Origin of the sequence: Streptomyces sp. CY-1 (genome assembly GCF_047218265.1) — a bacterium.
GTDB lineage: Bacteria > Actinomycetota > Actinomycetes > Streptomycetales > Streptomycetaceae > Streptomyces > Streptomyces niphimycinicus.
This window is the reverse complement of sequence record NZ_CP178393.1, coordinates 6,593,531-6,610,853: the sequence shown is the minus strand read 5'-3', so window position 1 is coordinate 6,610,853 and position 17,323 is coordinate 6,593,531. Positions and strand designations below refer to the sequence as shown.

General features: G+C 70.1%; 15 protein-coding genes. 8 read left to right on the top strand and 7 right to left on the bottom strand.

The window, feature by feature from the left end:
- Positions 1-153 precede the first annotated feature (153 nt).
- The 3 genes from ACK1X7_RS28465 to ACK1X7_RS28455 all read left to right on the top strand — a co-directional run bounded on the left by ACK1X7_RS28465 (position 154) and on the right by ACK1X7_RS28455 (position 3,449).
- A complete protein-coding gene (locus ACK1X7_RS28465) occupies positions 154-1,086 on the top strand; it encodes an ROK family protein (protein ID WP_413115806.1) in 933 nt (310 codons plus the stop codon).
- Positions 1,086-2,270: an N-acetylglucosamine-6-phosphate deacetylase gene (nagA, locus tag ACK1X7_RS28460; RefSeq protein ID WP_413115805.1), complete on the top strand. Its 1,185-nt coding sequence runs from the start codon at positions 1,086-1,088 to the stop codon at positions 2,268-2,270. Before ACK1X7_RS28465 ends, nagA begins: the two co-directional genes overlap by 1 nt.
- Before the next feature lie 216 nt (positions 2,271-2,486).
- Complete coding sequence (locus ACK1X7_RS28455; RefSeq protein WP_385143405.1) at positions 2,487-3,449, top strand: 1-phosphofructokinase family hexose kinase; 963 nt, start codon at positions 2,487-2,489, stop codon at positions 3,447-3,449.
- Positions 3,450-3,662: 213 nt separating this feature from the next.
- On the opposite strand, the gene ACK1X7_RS28450 is transcribed toward ACK1X7_RS28455, so the two are convergent.
- Together ACK1X7_RS28450 and ACK1X7_RS28445 are read right to left on the bottom strand one after the other, a co-directional pair.
- Complete coding sequence (locus ACK1X7_RS28450) at positions 3,663-4,871, bottom strand: IS701 family transposase (RefSeq protein ID WP_413115804.1); 1,209 nt, start codon at positions 4,869-4,871, stop codon at positions 3,663-3,665.
- 94 nt (positions 4,872-4,965) lie between these two features.
- A complete protein-coding gene (locus ACK1X7_RS28445; RefSeq protein WP_386955605.1) occupies positions 4,966-6,303 on the bottom strand; it encodes an IS630 family transposase in 1,338 nt (445 codons plus the stop codon).
- An 82-nt stretch (positions 6,304-6,385) separates the two neighbouring features.
- Here ACK1X7_RS28445 and ACK1X7_RS28440 point away from each other — a divergent pair, with 82 nt between their 5' ends.
- Positions 6,386-7,477, top strand: a complete 1,092-nt coding sequence (locus ACK1X7_RS28440; protein WP_385158797.1) for an IS630 family transposase — start codon at positions 6,386-6,388, stop codon at positions 7,475-7,477.
- Positions 7,478-7,499: 22 nt separating this feature from the next.
- Here ACK1X7_RS28440 and ACK1X7_RS28435 read toward each other — a convergent pair whose 3' ends face one another.
- Both ACK1X7_RS28435 and cdgB read right to left on the bottom strand, forming a co-directional pair.
- Entirely contained in the window at positions 7,500-8,498 is a 999-nt protein-coding gene (locus tag ACK1X7_RS28435) for a carbohydrate-binding protein (protein WP_390793109.1), read from the bottom strand.
- A 251-nt stretch (positions 8,499-8,749) separates the two neighbouring features.
- Entirely contained in the window at positions 8,750-10,444 is a 1,695-nt protein-coding gene (gene cdgB, locus ACK1X7_RS28430; protein ID WP_385143411.1) for a diguanylate cyclase CdgB, read from the bottom strand.
- 403 nt (positions 10,445-10,847) lie between these two features.
- Between cdgB and ACK1X7_RS28425 the strand changes: the two genes are divergently transcribed.
- On the top strand, positions 10,848-11,348 hold the full coding sequence (locus tag ACK1X7_RS28425) for a flavin reductase family protein (RefSeq protein WP_385143414.1): 501 nt from the start codon (positions 10,848-10,850) through the stop codon (positions 11,346-11,348).
- Positions 11,349-11,465: 117 nt separating this feature from the next.
- On the opposite strand, the gene arfB is transcribed toward ACK1X7_RS28425, so the two are convergent.
- Positions 11,466-11,894: an alternative ribosome rescue aminoacyl-tRNA hydrolase ArfB gene (gene arfB, locus ACK1X7_RS28420; protein ID WP_385143417.1), complete on the bottom strand. Its 429-nt coding sequence runs from the start codon at positions 11,892-11,894 to the stop codon at positions 11,466-11,468.
- A 182-nt stretch (positions 11,895-12,076) separates the two neighbouring features.
- On the opposite strand from arfB, the gene ACK1X7_RS28415 reads away from it, so the two are divergent.
- Positions 12,077-12,652 carry a TerD family protein gene (locus ACK1X7_RS28415; RefSeq protein WP_059142734.1) on the top strand — a complete coding sequence of 192 codons (576 nt, stop codon included), beginning with the start codon at positions 12,077-12,079 and terminating at the stop codon, positions 12,650-12,652.
- A gap of 128 nt (positions 12,653-12,780) precedes the next feature.
- Here ACK1X7_RS28415 and ACK1X7_RS28410 read toward each other — a convergent pair whose 3' ends face one another.
- Both ACK1X7_RS28410 and ACK1X7_RS28405 read right to left on the bottom strand, forming a co-directional pair.
- A complete protein-coding gene (locus tag ACK1X7_RS28410; protein ID WP_385143420.1) occupies positions 12,781-13,371 on the bottom strand; it encodes a Uma2 family endonuclease in 591 nt (196 codons plus the stop codon).
- A gap of 88 nt (positions 13,372-13,459) precedes the next feature.
- A complete protein-coding gene (locus ACK1X7_RS28405) occupies positions 13,460-14,041 on the bottom strand; it encodes a TetR family transcriptional regulator (protein WP_385143422.1) in 582 nt (193 codons plus the stop codon).
- 97 nt (positions 14,042-14,138) lie between these two features.
- Between ACK1X7_RS28405 and ACK1X7_RS28400 the strand changes: the two genes are divergently transcribed.
- Positions 14,139-15,149, top strand: a complete 1,011-nt coding sequence (locus ACK1X7_RS28400) for an NAD(P)-dependent alcohol dehydrogenase (RefSeq protein WP_413115803.1) — start codon at positions 14,139-14,141, stop codon at positions 15,147-15,149.
- Positions 15,150-15,650: 501 nt separating this feature from the next.
- Entirely contained in the window at positions 15,651-17,270 is a 1,620-nt protein-coding gene (locus ACK1X7_RS28395) for a M4 family metallopeptidase (protein WP_385143428.1), read from the top strand.
- Positions 17,271-17,323 lie beyond the last annotated feature (53 nt).

The following is a 17,323-nucleotide window of genomic DNA, read 5'->3' as shown; positions in this document are numbered from 1 at the left end:
CGGGTGGTTACCCGCCAAAGTGCGATGTGTCACCCACGCACAAACGGAAGGGCAGGTTCATACCAACTCCCTTACCGGCAACGGCGTGATCTCGCGACGAGAAGCGGCGAGTGGACTAGACCTCTCATGGTCGATCGCGCGAGACTGTTCCATGTGAAACACGTCATCGCCCTGGATGTGGGCGGCACCGGTATGAAAGCCGCCCTGATCGGGGCGGACACCACACTCCTCCATGAGGCCAGGAGGCCCACCGAGCGGGAGCGCGGCCCCGAGGCGGTCGTCGCCGCGATCCTCGACTTCGCCGCCGAGCTGCGCGAGATCGGCGAGCGGCGGTTCGGCGGGCCCCCGCTGGCCGCGGGGGTCGGCGTGCCCGGGGTCCTGGACGAGGACCGCGGGGTGGCCGTCTTCGCCGCCAACCTCGGCTGGAGCGACGTCCCGCTGCGCGCGCTGCTCACCGAGCGGCTGGGCGGGATCCCGGTCGCGCTCGGGCACGACGTCCGGATGGGCGGGCTGGCCGAGGGGCGGATAGGAGCGGGCGAGGGCGCACGGCGCTTCCTGTTCGTATCCGTCGGCACCGGGATCGCGGGCGCCATCGGCACCGACGGGCGGATCGACCCCGGAGCGCACGGTTCCTCCGGCGAGATCGGCCATATCGTCGTCCGGCCGGACGGCCCCGCCTGCGGCTGCGGTCAGTCCGGCTGCCTGGAGACGCTCGCCTCCGCGGCGGCGGTGGGCCGCGCCTGGGCCCGGGCGAGCGGTGATCCGTCGGCCGACGCCGCCGGCTGCGCCGAGGCCGTCCGGTCCGGCGATCCGAGGGCCGTGGCCGTATGGGGGGAGATGGTGGGCGCGCTCGCCGACGGTCTGGTGACCGGCCTCACCCTGCTGGACCCCGGTGTGCTGATCGTCGGCGGTGGGCTGGCCGAGGCCGGGGAGACCCTGTTCGCGCCGCTGCGCACCGCGGTCGAGGAGCGGCTCACCTTCCAGCAGCTTCCCCGTATCGTCCCGGCGGCCCTCGGGGACACCGCCGGCTGCCTGGGCGCGGGTCTGCTCGCCTGGGATCGACTCTCCACGGAGGTAACCGCCTGATGGTCCAGCGAACGGTTCTCACAGGCGCCCGGGTGGTCCTGCCGGGAGGCGTGGTCGACAACGGGCGGGTGACGGTCGAGGGCTCACGCATCAGCGCGGCCGGATCGGCGGCGGGTACCGCGTCCGGCCACGGCGAGGAGGCGGAGCAGGCGCTCGACCTGCCGGGCCGCTGGATCGTCCCCGGCTTCGTGGACCTGCATGTGCACGGCGGCGGCGGTGCCTCGTTCTCGGCGGGCAGCCCCGAGGAGTCGCTGACCGCCATCCGTACGCACCGGCTGCACGGCACCACCACGATGCTCGCCTCCACCGTCACCGGCGATCTGGACGACCTCGCCCGGCAGGCCGCCGTCCTCTCGGAGCTGGTGGAGCAGGGCGAGTTGGCGGGCATCCACTTCGAGGGGCCGTTCATCTCCCCCCACCGCTGCGGTGCCCACCAGCCGTCGCTGCTGCGCGCGCCCGATCCGGCGGATGTGCGCAAGCTGGTGGACGCGGCGCGCGGCACCGCGCGGATGATGACCCTGGCCCCCGAACTGCCGGGCGGGCTGGAGTCCGTACGGCTGCTGGCCGACAGCGGCGTGCTCGCGGCCGTCGGCCACACCGACTCGACGTACGAGGCGACGCGGGAGGCCGTCGAGGCGGGCGCGACCGTGGCGACCCACCTGTTCAACGCGATGCCGTCGCTGCTGCACCGCGCCCCCGGCCCGATCGCCGCACTGCTGGAGGACGAGCGGGTCACCATCGAGCTGATCAACGACGGCACCCATCTGCACCCCGCCATGCTGGAGCTGGCGTTCCACCGGGCGGGCGCGGACCGGGTCGCCTTCATCACCGACGCGATGGGCGCGGCGGGCATGAACGACGGGCGCTATCCGCTCGGCCCCATGGAGGTCGAGGTCAAGGACGGCGTCGCGCGGATCAGCGACGGGCCGACGGCCGGGTCCATCGCGGGCTCCACCCTCACCCTGGACCGGGCCTTCCAGCGGGCCGTCACGATCGACGGGCTCAGCGTGGCGGAGACCGTGAGGGCGCTGTCCGCGACCCCCGCCCGGCTGCTGGGCATCGCCGACCGGGTGGGCTCGCTCGAGGTGGGCAAGGACGCGGATCTCGTGGTGCTCGACGACGACTTCCAGTTGCGGGGCGTGATGCGCCGGGGCAGTTGGGTTGTCCGTCCGGAACTGAGCTGAAGTGCCCTGATTTCGGGCGGCGATGACGGTGTCCTGAACGACACGGAGGTCTGTGCCGAAGCCACTCGTTTTGGCATGATCGCTCGGGCACGGGCACGGGCTCAGGCAGGGGCTCGGGCATGACGGGCCCAGGCACGGGCACGTACGGCTCGGCACACAGTCGCGTTCAGCACAGGAATCTCCGTCCGGCGGGGGGACGGGAGAGGGGATGCCAGGGTGATCCTCACGGTCACGCTCAACGCCGCCCTCGACGTCACCTACCGGGTGCCGGAACTGCGCCCGCACACCAGCCACCGCGTCACCGAGGTCGCCGAACGGCCCGGCGGCAAGGGACTCAACGTGGCCCGGGTGCTGGCCGCCCTGGGCCACGACACGGTCGTCACCGGCTTCGTCGGCGGGGTCACCGGCGCGGTGCTGCGGCAACTGCTCGACGGAATCACCGTGTCCGGCACCGGCCCCAAGTCGCCGCCCGGAACGATCACCGACGCGCTGGTCCCGATCGCCGGGACCACCCGGCGCACCATCGGTGTCGTGGACGCCACCACGGGCGACACCACCCAGCTCAACGAGCCCGGCCCGATCGTCACCACCCCCGAGTGGTCCACCTTCATGGACGCCTACGGCCGGCTGCTGCGCGAGGCGTCGGCGGTCGCGCTGTGCGGCAGCCTGCCCCCCGGGGTCCCCGTCGGGACGTACGCCCAGCTCATCCGGGAGGCGCATGCGGCGGACGTGCCCACCCTGCTGGACACCAGCGGCGAACCGCTGCGCCGGGGCATCGCCGCCCGCCCCCATCTCGTCAAGCCCAACCTCGATGAGCTCGCCGGGCTCACCGGCTCCACCGACCCGCTGCGCGCCGCGCGCGACGCCCGGCGGCGCGGGGCACGCGCGGTGGCCGCCTCGCTCGGCCCCCACGGCATGCTCGCGGTCACCGCCCACGGCGCCTGGCGCGCCGCCCCGCCGCGCCAACTGGCGGGCAATCCGACCGGGGCCGGGGACGCGGCGGTCGCGGGGCTGCTGTCCGGGCTGGTCGAGGAGGCGCCGTGGCCGGACCGGCTCGCCCGCGCGGTGGCCCTGTCGGCGGCGGCCGTACGGGCCCCGGTGGCGGGCGAGTTCGACCGGGCGGTCTACGACGAGGTGCTGGCGGGCGTCGAGGTGACGGAGCACCCGGCGGCGGCGTGAGGGCGACAGCGGGGCGAGGCCGCCGTGAACACCGCCGCGGGCTCGGAAGCCCCGCGGCCTCCGCGGGGCCCCGACCCGCAGCGGTCCCGCGCCTAGTAGTGCTTTGTTAGGTGGTGTCGTAGGGCTGCCAGGGGACGGTCTGTTGGCAGGTGGGGCAGGTGCCGGTCCAGGTGGCGATGAGGTGTTGGAGGAGGTCCAGGGCCTGGTAGAGGGTCAGGCCCTGGCAGGGACTTTTGGGCTCCTCCGTTGTTCGGTCAGGAACAGGTGGGCAGCGGTGACGAGGGTGACGTGCCGGTGCCAGCCGGTGAAGGAGCGGCCCTCGAAGTGGTCCAGCCCCAGGACGGTCTTCATCTCTCGGTAGTCGTGCTCGATCCGCCACCGGGACTTCGCGAGGCGGACCAGATCTTTCGCGGGGATGTCGGCGGGCAGGTTCGAGATCCAGTACTTGACCGGTTCCGTCTCGTCTTCGGGCCACTGGGCGATCAGCCAGGTGAGCGGGATCGTCCCGTCGGCGGCCGGTTTGGGCCGCCGGCCCGCGAGGCGGACGTGGAGGAGAACGAAGTGCGAGCTCATGGCGGCTTTGGAGCCCTTGCGCCAGGTCAGGGTCCGGCCGTGGTGGCGTCCAGCGGCCAGCACATGGTCGCGTAGGGACAGTGGGCGGGTGCGGTAGCGGGGCAGCGGGCGGGGCCCGAGACCGCCGTAGGCGGGCTGGTGGGGTTCGGAACTTTCCGCATGAGCGGTCATCTCGCCCTTGGCCTGAAGGACATAGGCCAGCCCGCGGGCTTCCAGACCGTGCCGGAAGCCGGCGTTCGCGCCGTAGCCCGTGTCGGCGACCAGCGCGGCGGGCCGCAGGCCATGGCCGTCGAGTTCGTCGAGCATCTCCAGCGCGAGTTCCCACTTGGGGCGGTGGTGCTCGCCATCGGGGATCCGGCAGGCCCTGCGGCGTGCGGCTGCCTCGGGGGTGTCCCATGCAGTGGGCAGGAACAGCCGCCAGGACAGTGGGCACGAGGCGGTGTCGGAAGCGGCGTGGACACTGACGCCGATCTGGCAGTTGCCGACCTTGCCCAAAGTGCCCGAATACTGGCGGGCCACCCCCGGCGAGGCGGTGCCGTCCTTGGGGAAGCCGGTGTCGTCCACCACCCACACCTGCGGACGGACCACCCGCACGGCCCGCCACGCCAGCCTGGCCCGCACGTCCCCGACCGACCAGGTCGAGGACGTCATGAACTGCTGCAACTGCTGATGGTCCGCCCCGAGCCGCTCAGCCATCGGCTGCATCGACTTGCGCCGCCCGTCCAGCAGCAGCCCCCGCACGTACAGCAAGCCCTTCTCGCGCTGATCCCGCCGCACCAACGGTGCGAACAACTCGGAAGCGAACTCCTCTAACCGGCCCCGACACGCGGCAAGCTCCCCAGCCCTCATACAACCAGCGAACTACCACACACCGAACGTGACAAGACCGGCTAACAAAGCACTACTAGTGTGATGCGCCAGAAATGATGAGGCTAAGTCTGTCTCAGGTTTCAGTGGTCGGCGGGTTGATTTTGGTGAGGTAGTCAGCGAGAGAGTTGAGGATCTCGTCGGCGGTCTTGGTCCAGGTGAAGGGCCTGGGGTTCTCGTTCCATCCGTCGATCCAGGCCCTGATGTCTTGCTCCAGGGCCTTCACGGAGGTGTGCACTCCGCGGCGGATGAGCTTGTCCGTCAGCAGGCCGAACCACCGCTCGACCTGATTCATCCACGAGGAGCCGGTGGGGGTGAAGTGGACGTGGAAGCGTGGGTGTTTTCCGAGCCACGTCTTGATCTCGGCGGTGTTGTGGGTGGCGTAATTGTCACAGACCAGGTGAACGTCGAGGCCGGCGGGCACGGCCTTGTCGATCGTGACCAGGAACTTCTTGAACTCGATCGCTCGGTGGCGGCGGTGCAGTTCCGATATGACGCTGCCGTCGGCGATGTTGAAGGCCGCGAACAGGCTGGTGATGCCGTGCCGGTAGTAGTCGTGGGTGCGCCGCTCAGGCATGCCCGGCATCATCGGCAGCACCGGCTGGGACCGGTCCAGCGCCTGGATCTGGCTCTTCTCGTCCACGCACAGCACCACCGCTTTCTCGGGCGGATCGTGGTACAGGCCGACGACGTCGACGACCTTCGCGACGAACTGCGGGTCAGTGGAAAGCTTGAAAGCGTCCTGGAGATGGGGCTTGAGATCGAACTTCTTCCAGATCCGCCCGATGGAGGACTTCGACAGCCCGGAGTGCTTCGCCATCGAGGCCCGCGACCAGTGCGTGTCCTCGCCCGGGGTGGACTCCAGCGTCGCCGTGAGCACATCCTCGACCTGCTCCAGCAGGATCGAGGGCGGCCTGCCCGGACGCGGCTCATCGGTCAGCCCGTCCAGCCGCAACCGGACGAACCTCGACCGCCAGCGATTCACCGTTCCCTGCGATACACCGAGTTCGGCAGCGACCTCCTTGTTCGTCCCACCGTCCGCACACCGCAGCACGATCCTCGCCCGCAACGCAAGGAACTGCGCGGTCTTCGCCCGCCGCGCCCAGCGTGTCAGCTCCGCCCGCTCGACCTCCGAGAGCACCAGCTCCGGCTTACGCCGCCCCGGCCGCGGCTCGTCCACCAGGCCCGCCATCCGCCGGGCCACGAACCGCATGCGCCACTTGCGCACCGTCTCCGTGGAGACCCCGAAGTCCGCCGCTACACCGGCATTCGACGCTCCCTCCGCACAGGCCAGAATGATCCGGGCCCGCTCCGCCACACGGGCCGACACCGCACCACCCGCCCAACGCGACAGCTCCGACCGCTCCTCGGCAGACAGCACCACTTCGACAGCACGAGGACCCCGAGACACCATGAAAACAGCCTACAGACTTAGTCTCATCATTTCTGGCGCATCACACTAGTGACCTGAGTCGGAGATTTGTCGTTAGTTGGGTATGAGTCGTCCGGGTCCGAAGATTCCGCCGTTGTTACTGACTGATGCCCAGCGGGCGGTGCTGGAGGGGTGGGTGCGTCGTCGTACGACGGCCCAGGCGTTGGCTCAGCGGTCGCGGATCGTGCTGGAGTGCGCGGAGGGCCACTCGATCATGGAGGTGTCGCGTCGGCTGCGGGTCGCCCCGGACACGGTCCGCACCTGGCGACGGCGCTTCCTAAAACATGGCCTGGACGGCTTGTCCGACGAGTCGCGGCCCGGCGTTCCACGGAAGATCACTGATGCCGATGTCGAGCGTGTGATCGTCAAGACGCTGGAGGAGACCCCGAAGAACGCAACCCACTGGTCCACCAGGTCGATGGCCGCGGCCACGGGGATGTCGCAGTCGGCCATCTCGCGGATCTGGCGGGCGTTCGCCCTGGCACCGCACCGCACACAGACGTTCAAGCTGTCCACGGATCCGCTCTTCATCGACAAAGTCCGCGACGTGGTCGGGCTCTACCTCGACCCGCCGGAGAAGGCCCTGGTCTTGTGCGTGGACGAGAAGTCGCAGATCCAGGCGCTGGACCGCTCGCAGCCGGTCCTGCCGATGATGCCCGGCGTTCCCGAACGCCGCAGCCACGACTATGTCCGGGCCGGCACCACCACCTTGTTCGCCGCTTTGGAAGTGGCTACGGGGAAGGTCATCGGCTCCCTGCACCGCCGGCACCGGGCCGTGGAGTTCAAGAAGTTCCTGGCCAGGCTCGACAGGGAAGTTCCGGCGGGTCTCGGCGTGCACCTGATCCTGGACAACTACGCGACCCACAAGACTCCCGAGGTCAAGAAGTGGCTGCTGGCACACCCTCGCTTCCACCTGCACTTCACGCCCACGAGCTCCTCCTGGCTGAACCTGGTCGAGCGGTGGTTCGCCGAACTTACACAGAAGAAGCTCAGGCGCGGCGTCCACCGCTCGGTCCAGGCTCTCGAACGCGACATCCGGGCATGGCTGGCCGACTGGAACGAGCACCCGCGACCGTTCATCTGGACGAAAACAGCCGACGAGATCCTCGACAAAGTCGCCGCCTACTGCCACCGAATCTCTGACTCAGGACACTAGGGCCTGTCGTTTGGATCAGGCCCTAGCCCTTGGCCTTGGCCAGCCACATCTGGTCGATGTTGGCGTTGCACTTGTCGCCGCTCTCGCACGACACGGTGATCGTGTTGGTGCCCTTGCTGAGCTGGACGATCGACCAGGTCTCCGTCCAGCCCTTCTCGAAGTCGCCCTTCGGCGCGCCCGCGAAGTTCTTCATGTTGAGCGGCCGCGTCTCCTTCTTGCCGTTGATCGTCAGCGACATGCTCTGGTCCTCGCCGGGCACGCCGTACGTGACGTACAGCCGGTACGACTTCGCCTTGGCCACGTCCACGCTCCAGGTCGCGGACGCGCCCGGGGCGTTGACACCGACGTAGGAGCCGCCGTCGGCCTTGGCGCCCTTGATGTCGGTCGCGGGGGCCGCGCCGCCGGCCAGCCGCATCTTCGAGGCGTCCTCGGTGGGCAGATTCTCGTCCGGCGCCTTGGAGGGCCCGGAGGACTCGCCCGGCCCGACGCTGGAGCCCGCCGTGGGCTGGTTCGTCGGATCGGCCTGGTCGTCCTTCTTGTCGTCACCATTGGTGATCATGGCGACCCCGATGCCCACGAGGACCACCGCGACCACGGCGATCGCGCCGATCAGCAGCCCCTTGTTGTTGGGGCCGCGGCCGCCTCCCCCATGGCCGCCGCGCGGGGCGGCCGCACCGGGCTGGCGGGGTGCCCCGCCGGGCAGCGTCTCGGGGGCGGCGTAGTGGGCGTTCTGCCGACCGTAGCCGCCCTGCTGCTGGCCGTACCCCTGCGGCGGCTGGTTCGGGATCTGCTGGCCGTAGGTGCGCTCGCCCACCGCACGGACCTGGTTGTAGGAGGTGCGGGGAACCCCTGGCTGGGCCGGACCCGGGTAGCCGTAGCCACCGGCGCGGGGGGCGGCACCCGGCTGACCCGGCTGGCCCGACTGACCGCCCTGGTCCCCCTGGTCGCCTTCCGAGCGGTACAGGTAGGCGAACGGGTCGTCGTTCTCCGGTGTGCCCGAGCCGTTGTTGCCGGCCGTCATCCCTCGTCACTCCCCTATGCATATGGCCATCGGCGCAGGATCAGAACGCGCCACGACAGCTCATATCAGGGTCGAGAGGGCCTCAACAGGGCGTGTGCTGTCCGGATGGCCAATATTCACGATCGGTTCACTGTCGGCGGCAGGGCCGCATCGGCGCAGCCTACCGCGACCGACCGCTCCCACACCTCATTCGGCCGGTCGGTGCACCCCTCCTACCCCCCGACATATCTCACAACCTCCCACCGGCATAGCTACCCGGCCCGGCGGCGCTCCTTGGAGCGGGACCGCTTCTCGATATACATGCGCTGGTCAGCGGAGTGCAGCACCTCTTCGGCCGACATTCCGCAGCCCGCCCAGCCGATGCCGAAGCTGGCACCCACCCGGACGGCCCGGCCGTCGACCCGGATGGGCGGGGTGATCGCATTGCGCAGCCGCACCGCCAGATCCTGGGCATCGGCCCGGCCGAGGCCGTCGGCGAGGACGACGAACTCATCGCCGCCGAGCCGGGCGACCGTGTCCCCTTCACGCACGCCGTTGGTCAGCCGGCGGGCGACCTCGATGAGCACGGCGTCGCCCGCGTGATGCCCGAAGCGGTCGTTGATGGACTTGAAGCCGTCGAGGTCGCAGAAGAGCACCGCGAGCCCCTTATGGCCGTCATCGGCGTTGGAGTCCTCATTGGGCGGGATGGTGTGCACATGGCCGTCGAACGGGACGCTCTCGGCGGGCGGCGGGGTGCCGAAGCACTCGAAGTCGTCGAAGCCGTGCAGATGCCCCGCCGCGTCGACATAGACCCCGCCGCCGCCCGCGAGCCCGCCGTCGGGCGAGGCGGCCGCGTCGTCGTAGCCCCCGCCCGGCCGGGGCGGGGTGGCGCACAGCCGGGCGGCGAGCCGGGCGCGCAGCTCGGCGCTGTTGGGCAGGCCGGTCAGGGAGTCATGGCTGGCGCGGTGGGCGAGCTGGAGCTCATGGCGCTTGCGCTCCTCGATGTCCTCGACATGGGTGAGCAGGAAGCGCGGGCCGTCGGCGGCGTCGGCCACCACCGAGTTGCGCAGCGAGACCCAGACGTAGGAACCGTCGCGGCGGGCCAGCCGCAGCTCGGCGCGGCCGCCCTCGGCGGAGGTGCGCAGCAGGGTGCCGATGTCCTCGGGGTGGACGAGGTCGGAGAAGGAGAAGCGGCGCATCGCGGAGGCGGGGCGGCCCAGCAGCCGGCACAGGGCGTCGTTGGTGCGCAGCAGCCGGCCGTGCTGATCGCCGCCCATCTCGGCGATGGCCATACCGCTGGGCGCGTACTCGAACGCCTGTCGGAAGGACTCCTCGCTGGCCCGCAGCGCCTGCTGCTCACGCTCCAGGCGCAGCAGGGCGCGCTGCATATTGCCGCGCAGCCGGGCGTTGCCGATCGCGACGGCGGCGTGGAAGGCGTACATCTGGAGGGCCTCGCGGCCCCAGGCGCCGGGGCGGCGGCCGTTGCGCGGTTTGTCGACGGAGATGACGCCGATCAGCTCGCCGCCGGCGGCGCCCGCCGCGAAGAGCGGGGCGAACAGGCGGTCCATGGGGTGCCATTCGTCGGGAAAGCGGGGCGCGGGGCCGGGGGTGTGCCACTGCGGGACATCGTCGTCGTCGAGGACCCAGCCCTCGCTGTACGGGATGAAGCGCAGATCGCCCCAGCGGTCGCCCATGGACAGCCGGCGCTCCCAGGAGCAGCGGGAGCCGACCCGCCCGGCCATCAGCGCCTCGGCCCCGGCGCTGCCGCCGACGGCGGCCACGACGAGGTCTCCGTCGGGACGGACGAGGTTGACGGCCGACAGCTCGAACCCGAGCCCGGCGATGACGCCGTCGGCGACGGCCTGAAGCGTGTCGGCGAGGCTGCGGGCGGTGTTCAGATCGGCCACTACCTGGTGCAACTGCCGCAGTGTCGCAAGGCGGATGTACGGCTCCGACTCGGTCTCCATCGATCGCACTCCCCCGAGACCTCGACAGCAAACTCCTGGCGTCTTGTCGTCCGATTGCCACGGCCACTGAATCACAGCGAGCTGTTCACTCGGTACACAGGGTCAACAATTACTGGCTGCTGTGATTCATGTCACAGAACGTATTCACTTCTCCGACAGAGGGGGTGGGAGCGCTCCAAGTTTTTGTGAACGCAAATTCCGGAACGGCGATACCTGGCCATGCAAGGCAGCCGCCTTTACCGCCCGAGCGCCCCCGGCCGGCGCCCGGCCTACGGCCGATGACCTAAGCCCGCCGTGGTCCCCGGGTCCGATGCGGGGAGGGGATGGGGGCGGTTAGCGTCGAAGGGTGTTCCCGACGACTCCTTCCAGTCCAGCCGAGCCCGCCGTCCCCCATGCTGGTGGGGTGAGCGAGGACGAGTTCCGTGCCGCGCTGGCGCGGCTCACCGCGGGCGTGGTGCTGGTGACCGCGCACGACCCGGAGGAGGGGCCGCGCGGCGAGGACGTCGGCATGACGGCCACCGCGTTCATGTCAGTGTCACTTGACCCGCCGCTGGTGATGGTGAGCGTTCGCAACGGTTCACGGATGGACGAGCTGCTGGAGCGACAGCCGCATTGGGCGGTATCGGTCCTGTCGGAAGGTCAGCGGCACATCGCGGGACGATTCGCCATGAAGGGGCGCATCAGCGACAGGTTGCTGTTCGAGGACATGCCCGTGGTGCGGGGCGAGCACACGGACGCCCCGCTCGCGGTGGGCGCGCTGGCGACGCTGGAGTGCCGCACCGAGCAGCGGGTGACGGCCGGGGACCACACGCTGGTGGTGGCACGGGTGCTCGCCGCGGCGGCACCGGCCGCGGAGGGCGGACCGCTGACGTACTTCAGGGGGCGCTACCGGACGCTGGGGTGAGGGCGGCAAGGGGTGGGGGCCGAAGAGCACGGAGCGGGGAGTCCGGTCGGCTCGGTCCCCGTCGGCCCCGGGCCCGGTGTTACGTCCCAGGCCCGGTGTTACGCCCTGGGCCCGGTGTTACGTCCAGCCCCGCCCCGTACGCCCCCGCTTGACGTCACCGCGCTGCTTCTTCTCGCGCAGCCGCCGCTCGTTGAGGCCCCGGGGGATCCGGGTGGGGCGGCGCGGCTTGGGCGGTGGTGCGGTCGCCTCCGCGAGCAGCGATGCGAGCCTTACGGCGGCCGTCTCGCGGTTGCGCCACTGTGAACGGTGCTCGGAGGCCCTTACGGTCACCACCCCGTCCACCAGCTTGCCCGCCAGCCGCTCCAGCGCGCGCTCCTTCCACACGGGCGGCAGCACCTCGGTGCGGGCGAGGTCGAAGCGCAGTTCGACCCGGCTGTCGCTGGTGTTGACGTGCTGTCCTCCGGGTCCGGAGGACCGCGAGAAACGCCACATCAGCTCGGCCTCCGGCAAGGAGACCGAACCTCGGATGACATAGGGCGCGGGCATGGGTCCATGGTCGCCTGCCGACCCCGGCGGCGTCATCCGGTTATCTCGTCACACCGCCGCATCAGGGTTTGGCAAAGAAAGTAAAGGGAGCTGGAACCTGTCGGGCTGTTCGTGGCGTTGTGGAGGGTGACGACGGCTTCGCCCGTCGCCTCGAATCATCGAGACCACGAAAGGGACTCCCCATGGCTGTAAGCCTGTCCAAGGGCGGCAACGTCTCGCTCACCAAGGAGGCACCGGGCCTGACCGCCGTCACGGTCGGCCTCGGCTGGGACGTCCGCACCACCACGGGCACCGACTTCGACCTCGACGCGAGTGCCATCGCCGTGAACGCGAACGGCAAGGTCTACTCCGACCAGCACTTCGTGTTCTTCAACAACAAGTCCACCCCGGACCAGACCATCGTCCACACCGGTGACAACGTCACCGGCCAGGGCGAGGGCGACGACGAGCAGATCAACGTCAACCTGGCCGGTCTGCCGGCCGACGTGGAGAAGATCGTCTTCCCGGTCTCGATCTACGACGCCGAGTCCCGCAGCCAGAACTTCGGCCAGGTGCGGAACGCGTTCATCCGCATCGTCAACCAGGCCGGCGGCACCGAGATCGCCCGCTACGACCTGAGCGAGGACGCCGCGACCGAGACCGCCATGGTCTTCGGCGAGCTGTACCGCAACGGCGCGGAGTGGAAGTTCCGTGCCGTGGGCCAGGGCTACGCCGCCGGTCTCGTGGGCATCGCCCAGGACTTCGGCGTCAACGTCTGAGGTTTCACCGGCGCGGAAACACTGAGGGCCGCCCCACACCAGGGGCGGCCCTCGCCATATCGGCGCCCATAAGGCGCTCATAGGGCGCCGACGCCCATAAGGCGCTCATAAACAGAAGGGGACCGGGGTCAGAACTCGCTGGTGTCCAGGTCGAACCCGAGCGGTTCGGGCAGCGACAGCGGCTGGGAGATGTCGACCTCGACCTTGCGGGTGTACCTCTTCCCGGCGGGCAGGGAGTGCAGCACGGCCTGCTTCCGTTCCCGGTCGATCAGCAGATAGAACGGAATGCCCGCCGCCGCGTAGCCCCGCAGCTTGGGCCCCCGGTCGTTGTCGGCGGTCGAATGCGAGGTGACCTCGCCGACGAGCATCACCGCGCCGGGGTCGTGGTACTCCAACGAGTCACCGAAGCTCCCCTTCGGCGCGATGACGAAATCAGGAACGACCTTGCCGGTTGGTGACGCATCCGGAACGCGGAGTCCGACGCCGGTGTAGCGCCCCAGGTCCTTCCTGTGGTCGCGTACCTGCCCAGTCACTTCCGACACAATCTCTTCGTGCTCACCGTTAGCGGGAGGCACCACGTGGATTTCTCCTTCGATCAGTTCCACGCGCCATCCCTCGGGGGCTGCCGCGCTCAACGCCACGAAGGCTTCCTCGACCGATGAAGCGGTGCTCTCGCCACTGTCCGCGCGCGCCTCGCGCTCGGGGGCCGTCAGTGCCACGGTGGACCTCCTTCGTACGGAGCGATGGTTCCAGCGTAGGCGAGCGGTCCCGGGCGGTCCGGCCCGTAGTCACCCTTTCGGAGGACGATCAGCCCCGCGCGTCGAAGGCGCCCGAGACCGCCTGGGAGAGGGCCCGCTTACGCCGGTCATGGGCCGCGGGCGGATCGTCCGGGGCGGCTGTGGCGGAGAGCCCGGAGGCGGACCAGGTCAGGGCCATGGCGAGCACCAGCGCGAGGACGTCCTGGGGGTCCATCGAGGCGGTGAGGCGGCCCTCGCGCTGGGCATCGGCGATCGCCTGGAGTTTGGTGGCGACGGTGGCCGATGACTCGGTCACCAGATTGTCGGTGGCCACCCCTTCGAGCCTCGCCCAGGTGGCCAGGCGGATCAGCTCCGGCCGCTCCACGGCGGTGTCGTAGAGCCGCACCGCGTACTGGGGGAGGTCGTCGGCCGTGAACGGCACGGAGTCGACGACGACATCGGCGTGGAGGCGGAAGACGGCGCCGAAGAGGCCGAGCTTGTCTCCGAAGTAGGCATAGAGCTGCGCCTTGTTGATGCCCGCGGCGGCCGCGATGCGGTCGACCCGGGCGCCCGCGATGCCATGGGCGGCGAAGTCGGCGGTGGCCGCGTCGAGCAGGCGGCGGCGGGTGGCATCGCTTTTCCGGGGAGACACGGGTCTCAGATTACCAACTGGTTAGTTGCCAGCGAGGGCGCTGACGCGTAGCGTACAAAAAACCAACCAACTAGTTAGTTAGAAATGGGGTGGGCGCATGACCGTGCGCGCATACGCGGTGGAGCGGGCCGGTGGCCCTGTTCAGCGGCTCGAGTACGAGCCGGAGCCCCTGGGGCCGCTGGAGGTCGATGTCGCCGTGACGCACTGCGGCGTCTGCCAGACCGACGTCGGCATGGTCGACGACGCGCACGGCTACTCCCGGTACCCGCTGGTCGCGGGCCATGAGGCGGTCGGCGTGATCGAGGCCGTGGGCAGCGCCGTCGACGACGGGCGGCTCGCCGTCGGTCGGCGGGTGGGCGTCGGCGCGGTGGCGGGGGCCTGCTTCGCCTGCGAATGGTGCCTCAGCGGTCGGCAGTATCTGTGCGCGGACAAGGACGACACGGTGCTGCGCGGCGACCGCGGCGCGTTCGCCACCCGGGTGCGGGCCAGCGACTGGCGGTATGTCCAGCCGATACCCGACTCCCTCGCCTCCGAGCACGCGGCGCCGCTCCTGTGCGCCGGGATCACCGTGTTCTCGGCGATCACCCGGAACGGCGTCCGGCCCACCGACCGGGTCGCCGTGGTGGGGGTGGGCGGTCTGGGTCATCTCGCGATCCAGTTCCTCGCCAAGTGGGGCTGCCAGGTGACCGCCATCTCATCGACGGCGGCGAAGGCGGACGACAGCCGCCGGTTCGGCGCCCATGAGTTCGTCGCCGCGGAGGAGGGGCTCCAGCGGGTCGCGGGCTCGTTCGACTTCATCCTCTCGACCGTCTCGGCCGACCTGCCGTGGGACGCGTATCTCGCGGCGCTGCGCCCGCACGGGACGCTGTGCGTGGTCGGCGTTCCCCACGGGCCCTTCGGCTTCCAGCCGTTGAGCCTGCTGCTGGGCGAGAAGCGGCTCGTCGGCGGCCTCGTGGGGTCACCGGCGGAGAACCGGCGGATGCTGGACTTCGCGGCGCGGCACGGCATCCGCCCGGCCGTCGAGACCTTCCCGGTCGCGCGCCTGGACGAGGCGCTCGACCATGTCCGCCACGGACGCGCCCGCTACCGCGCGGTGTTGGAGTTCTGACGGCCGCGCCCCCGCCCGCCCCAGCGGCGGGACGGTGCCCGTGGTGAGGGTGTTACGCGCCGCCCGGCACGCAGATCGTCTTCTCGTCGCGTACCCGGCGACGCGGCCCTCCGCCGCCGCCAACCGGCCCGCCGCGCTCGCCACCTGGGCGGTTGGCCGGTTCCGGCTCCCGGAGCGGCTGGCGGCGCCGATCCAACAGGGGCATGACGTAGCGGCATAAGTCGGCATCAAACAACTGTTGTTGCCTCATGCCTCGCTGACCGAATTCGCCCCCACTTGAACAACGTGGAGTCAAATTCTTGTTACGCGCCTACCCGAATCGATAGTTCGATGACAATCTCTGGTCGGCCCGCTGCGCGTCCTCCGACTCCGCAGTAGGGACATCACGCACCGCTATGCGCACCACTCGCACCACTCCTGCTCGACCGGACGGCCCACCCATGGCCGTCCGTACCCCCTACACAGGGCCGCGACCCGGCGGCCCCAAGGCAAGGAGACCGAGTGAGACCCATCGCTTCCTCCCCCCGTAAGAAGACCGTCCGCGTGGCGGCGCTCGTCGCCTCCGCCGCCATGGTCGTCATCGGTGTGCAGTCCGGCCAGGCCAGCGCCCAGCCGGAGCGCTCCCGCGAGGCGGGCGCCACGGCGCTGCCGCTGACCGCGGGCGAGCGCGCCACCGCGATCAAGGCGGCCCAGGCCGACGCCTCCGCGCAGGCCGAGTCCCTCGGACTCGGGGCCAAGGAGAAGCTCCTCGTCCGCGACGTCATCAAGGACGCGGACGGAACCGTTCACACCCGCTACGAGCGCACCTACGCGGGGCTGCCGGTCCTCGGTGGCGACCTGGTCGTCCACGAGAAGACCAGCGGCGCGCGCTCCGTCAACAAGGCCACCGGCGCCCGGATAGCGGTCAAGAGCACCGACGCCGCCGTGACGCCCCAGGCCGCCTCCGGCACCGCGCTGAAGGCCGCGCCGAAGGCGACCACCGGCGAGAAGGCCAAGTCGCCGCGGAAGGTGGTCTGGGCGGCCACCGGCAAGCCCGTCCTGGCCTGGGAGACCGTCGTCACCGGGACGCAGGCCGACGGCACCCCGAGCGAGCTGCACGTCGTCACCGACGCCGCCACGGGCGCGAAGCTGTCCCAGTGGGAGGGCGTCGAGACCGGCACCGGCACCAGCAAGTACAGCGGCACGGTGCCCCTGGGCACCACCAAGAGCGGCTCCACGTACAGCCTCACGGACGCCACCCGTGGCAACCACAAGACCTATGACCTGAACCAGGGCAGCTCGGGAACCGGCACCCTGTTCACCGACGCGGACGACGTATGGGGCGGCGGGCGCCAGACCGCCGGCGTCGACGCGCACTACGGCGCGGCCGAGACCTGGGACTTCTACAAGGAGTTCCTGGGCCGCAACGGCATCAAGAACAACGGCGTGGGCTCGTACTCCCGCGTCCACTACGGCAACAACTACGTGAACGCCTTCTGGCAGGACTCCTGCTTCTGCATGACCTACGGCGACGGCTCGGGCAACGCCAACGCGCTGACCGCGATGGACGTGGCCGGCCACGAGATGAGCCACGGCGTGACCGCGGCCACGGCCAACCTCAACTACGCCGGTGAGCCGGGCGGTCTCAACGAGGCCACCTCCGACATCATGGCCACCGCGGTGGAGTTCTACTCGGGCAACTCCGCGGACGTCGGTGACTACCTCATCGGCGAGAAGATCAACATCAATGGCGACGGCACCCCGCTGCGCTACCAGGACAAGCCCAGCAAGGACGGGGCGTCCAAGGACTACTGGTCCTCGACGCTCGGCAACATCGACGTCCACTACTCCTCCGGTCCCGCCAACCACTTCTTCTACCTGCTGTCCGAGGGCAGCGGCGCGAAGGTCATCAACGGCGTGAGCTACAACAGCCCGACCTACGACGGCTCGACCGTCACCGGGATCGGCCGGGACAAGGCCATCAAGATCTGGTACCGGGCCCTGACCACGTACTGGACCTCGACGACCAAGTACGCGGGCGCCCGTACCGGCACCCTCAGTGCCGCGTCCGACCTCTACGGGGCCAACTCCACCGAGTACAAGGCGGTCGCCGCCGCCTGGACCGCGATCAACGTGAAGTAAGCGGTCCGCCGAAGCGGTGACGGGCCGCACCGGGAACACCGGTGCGGCCCGTT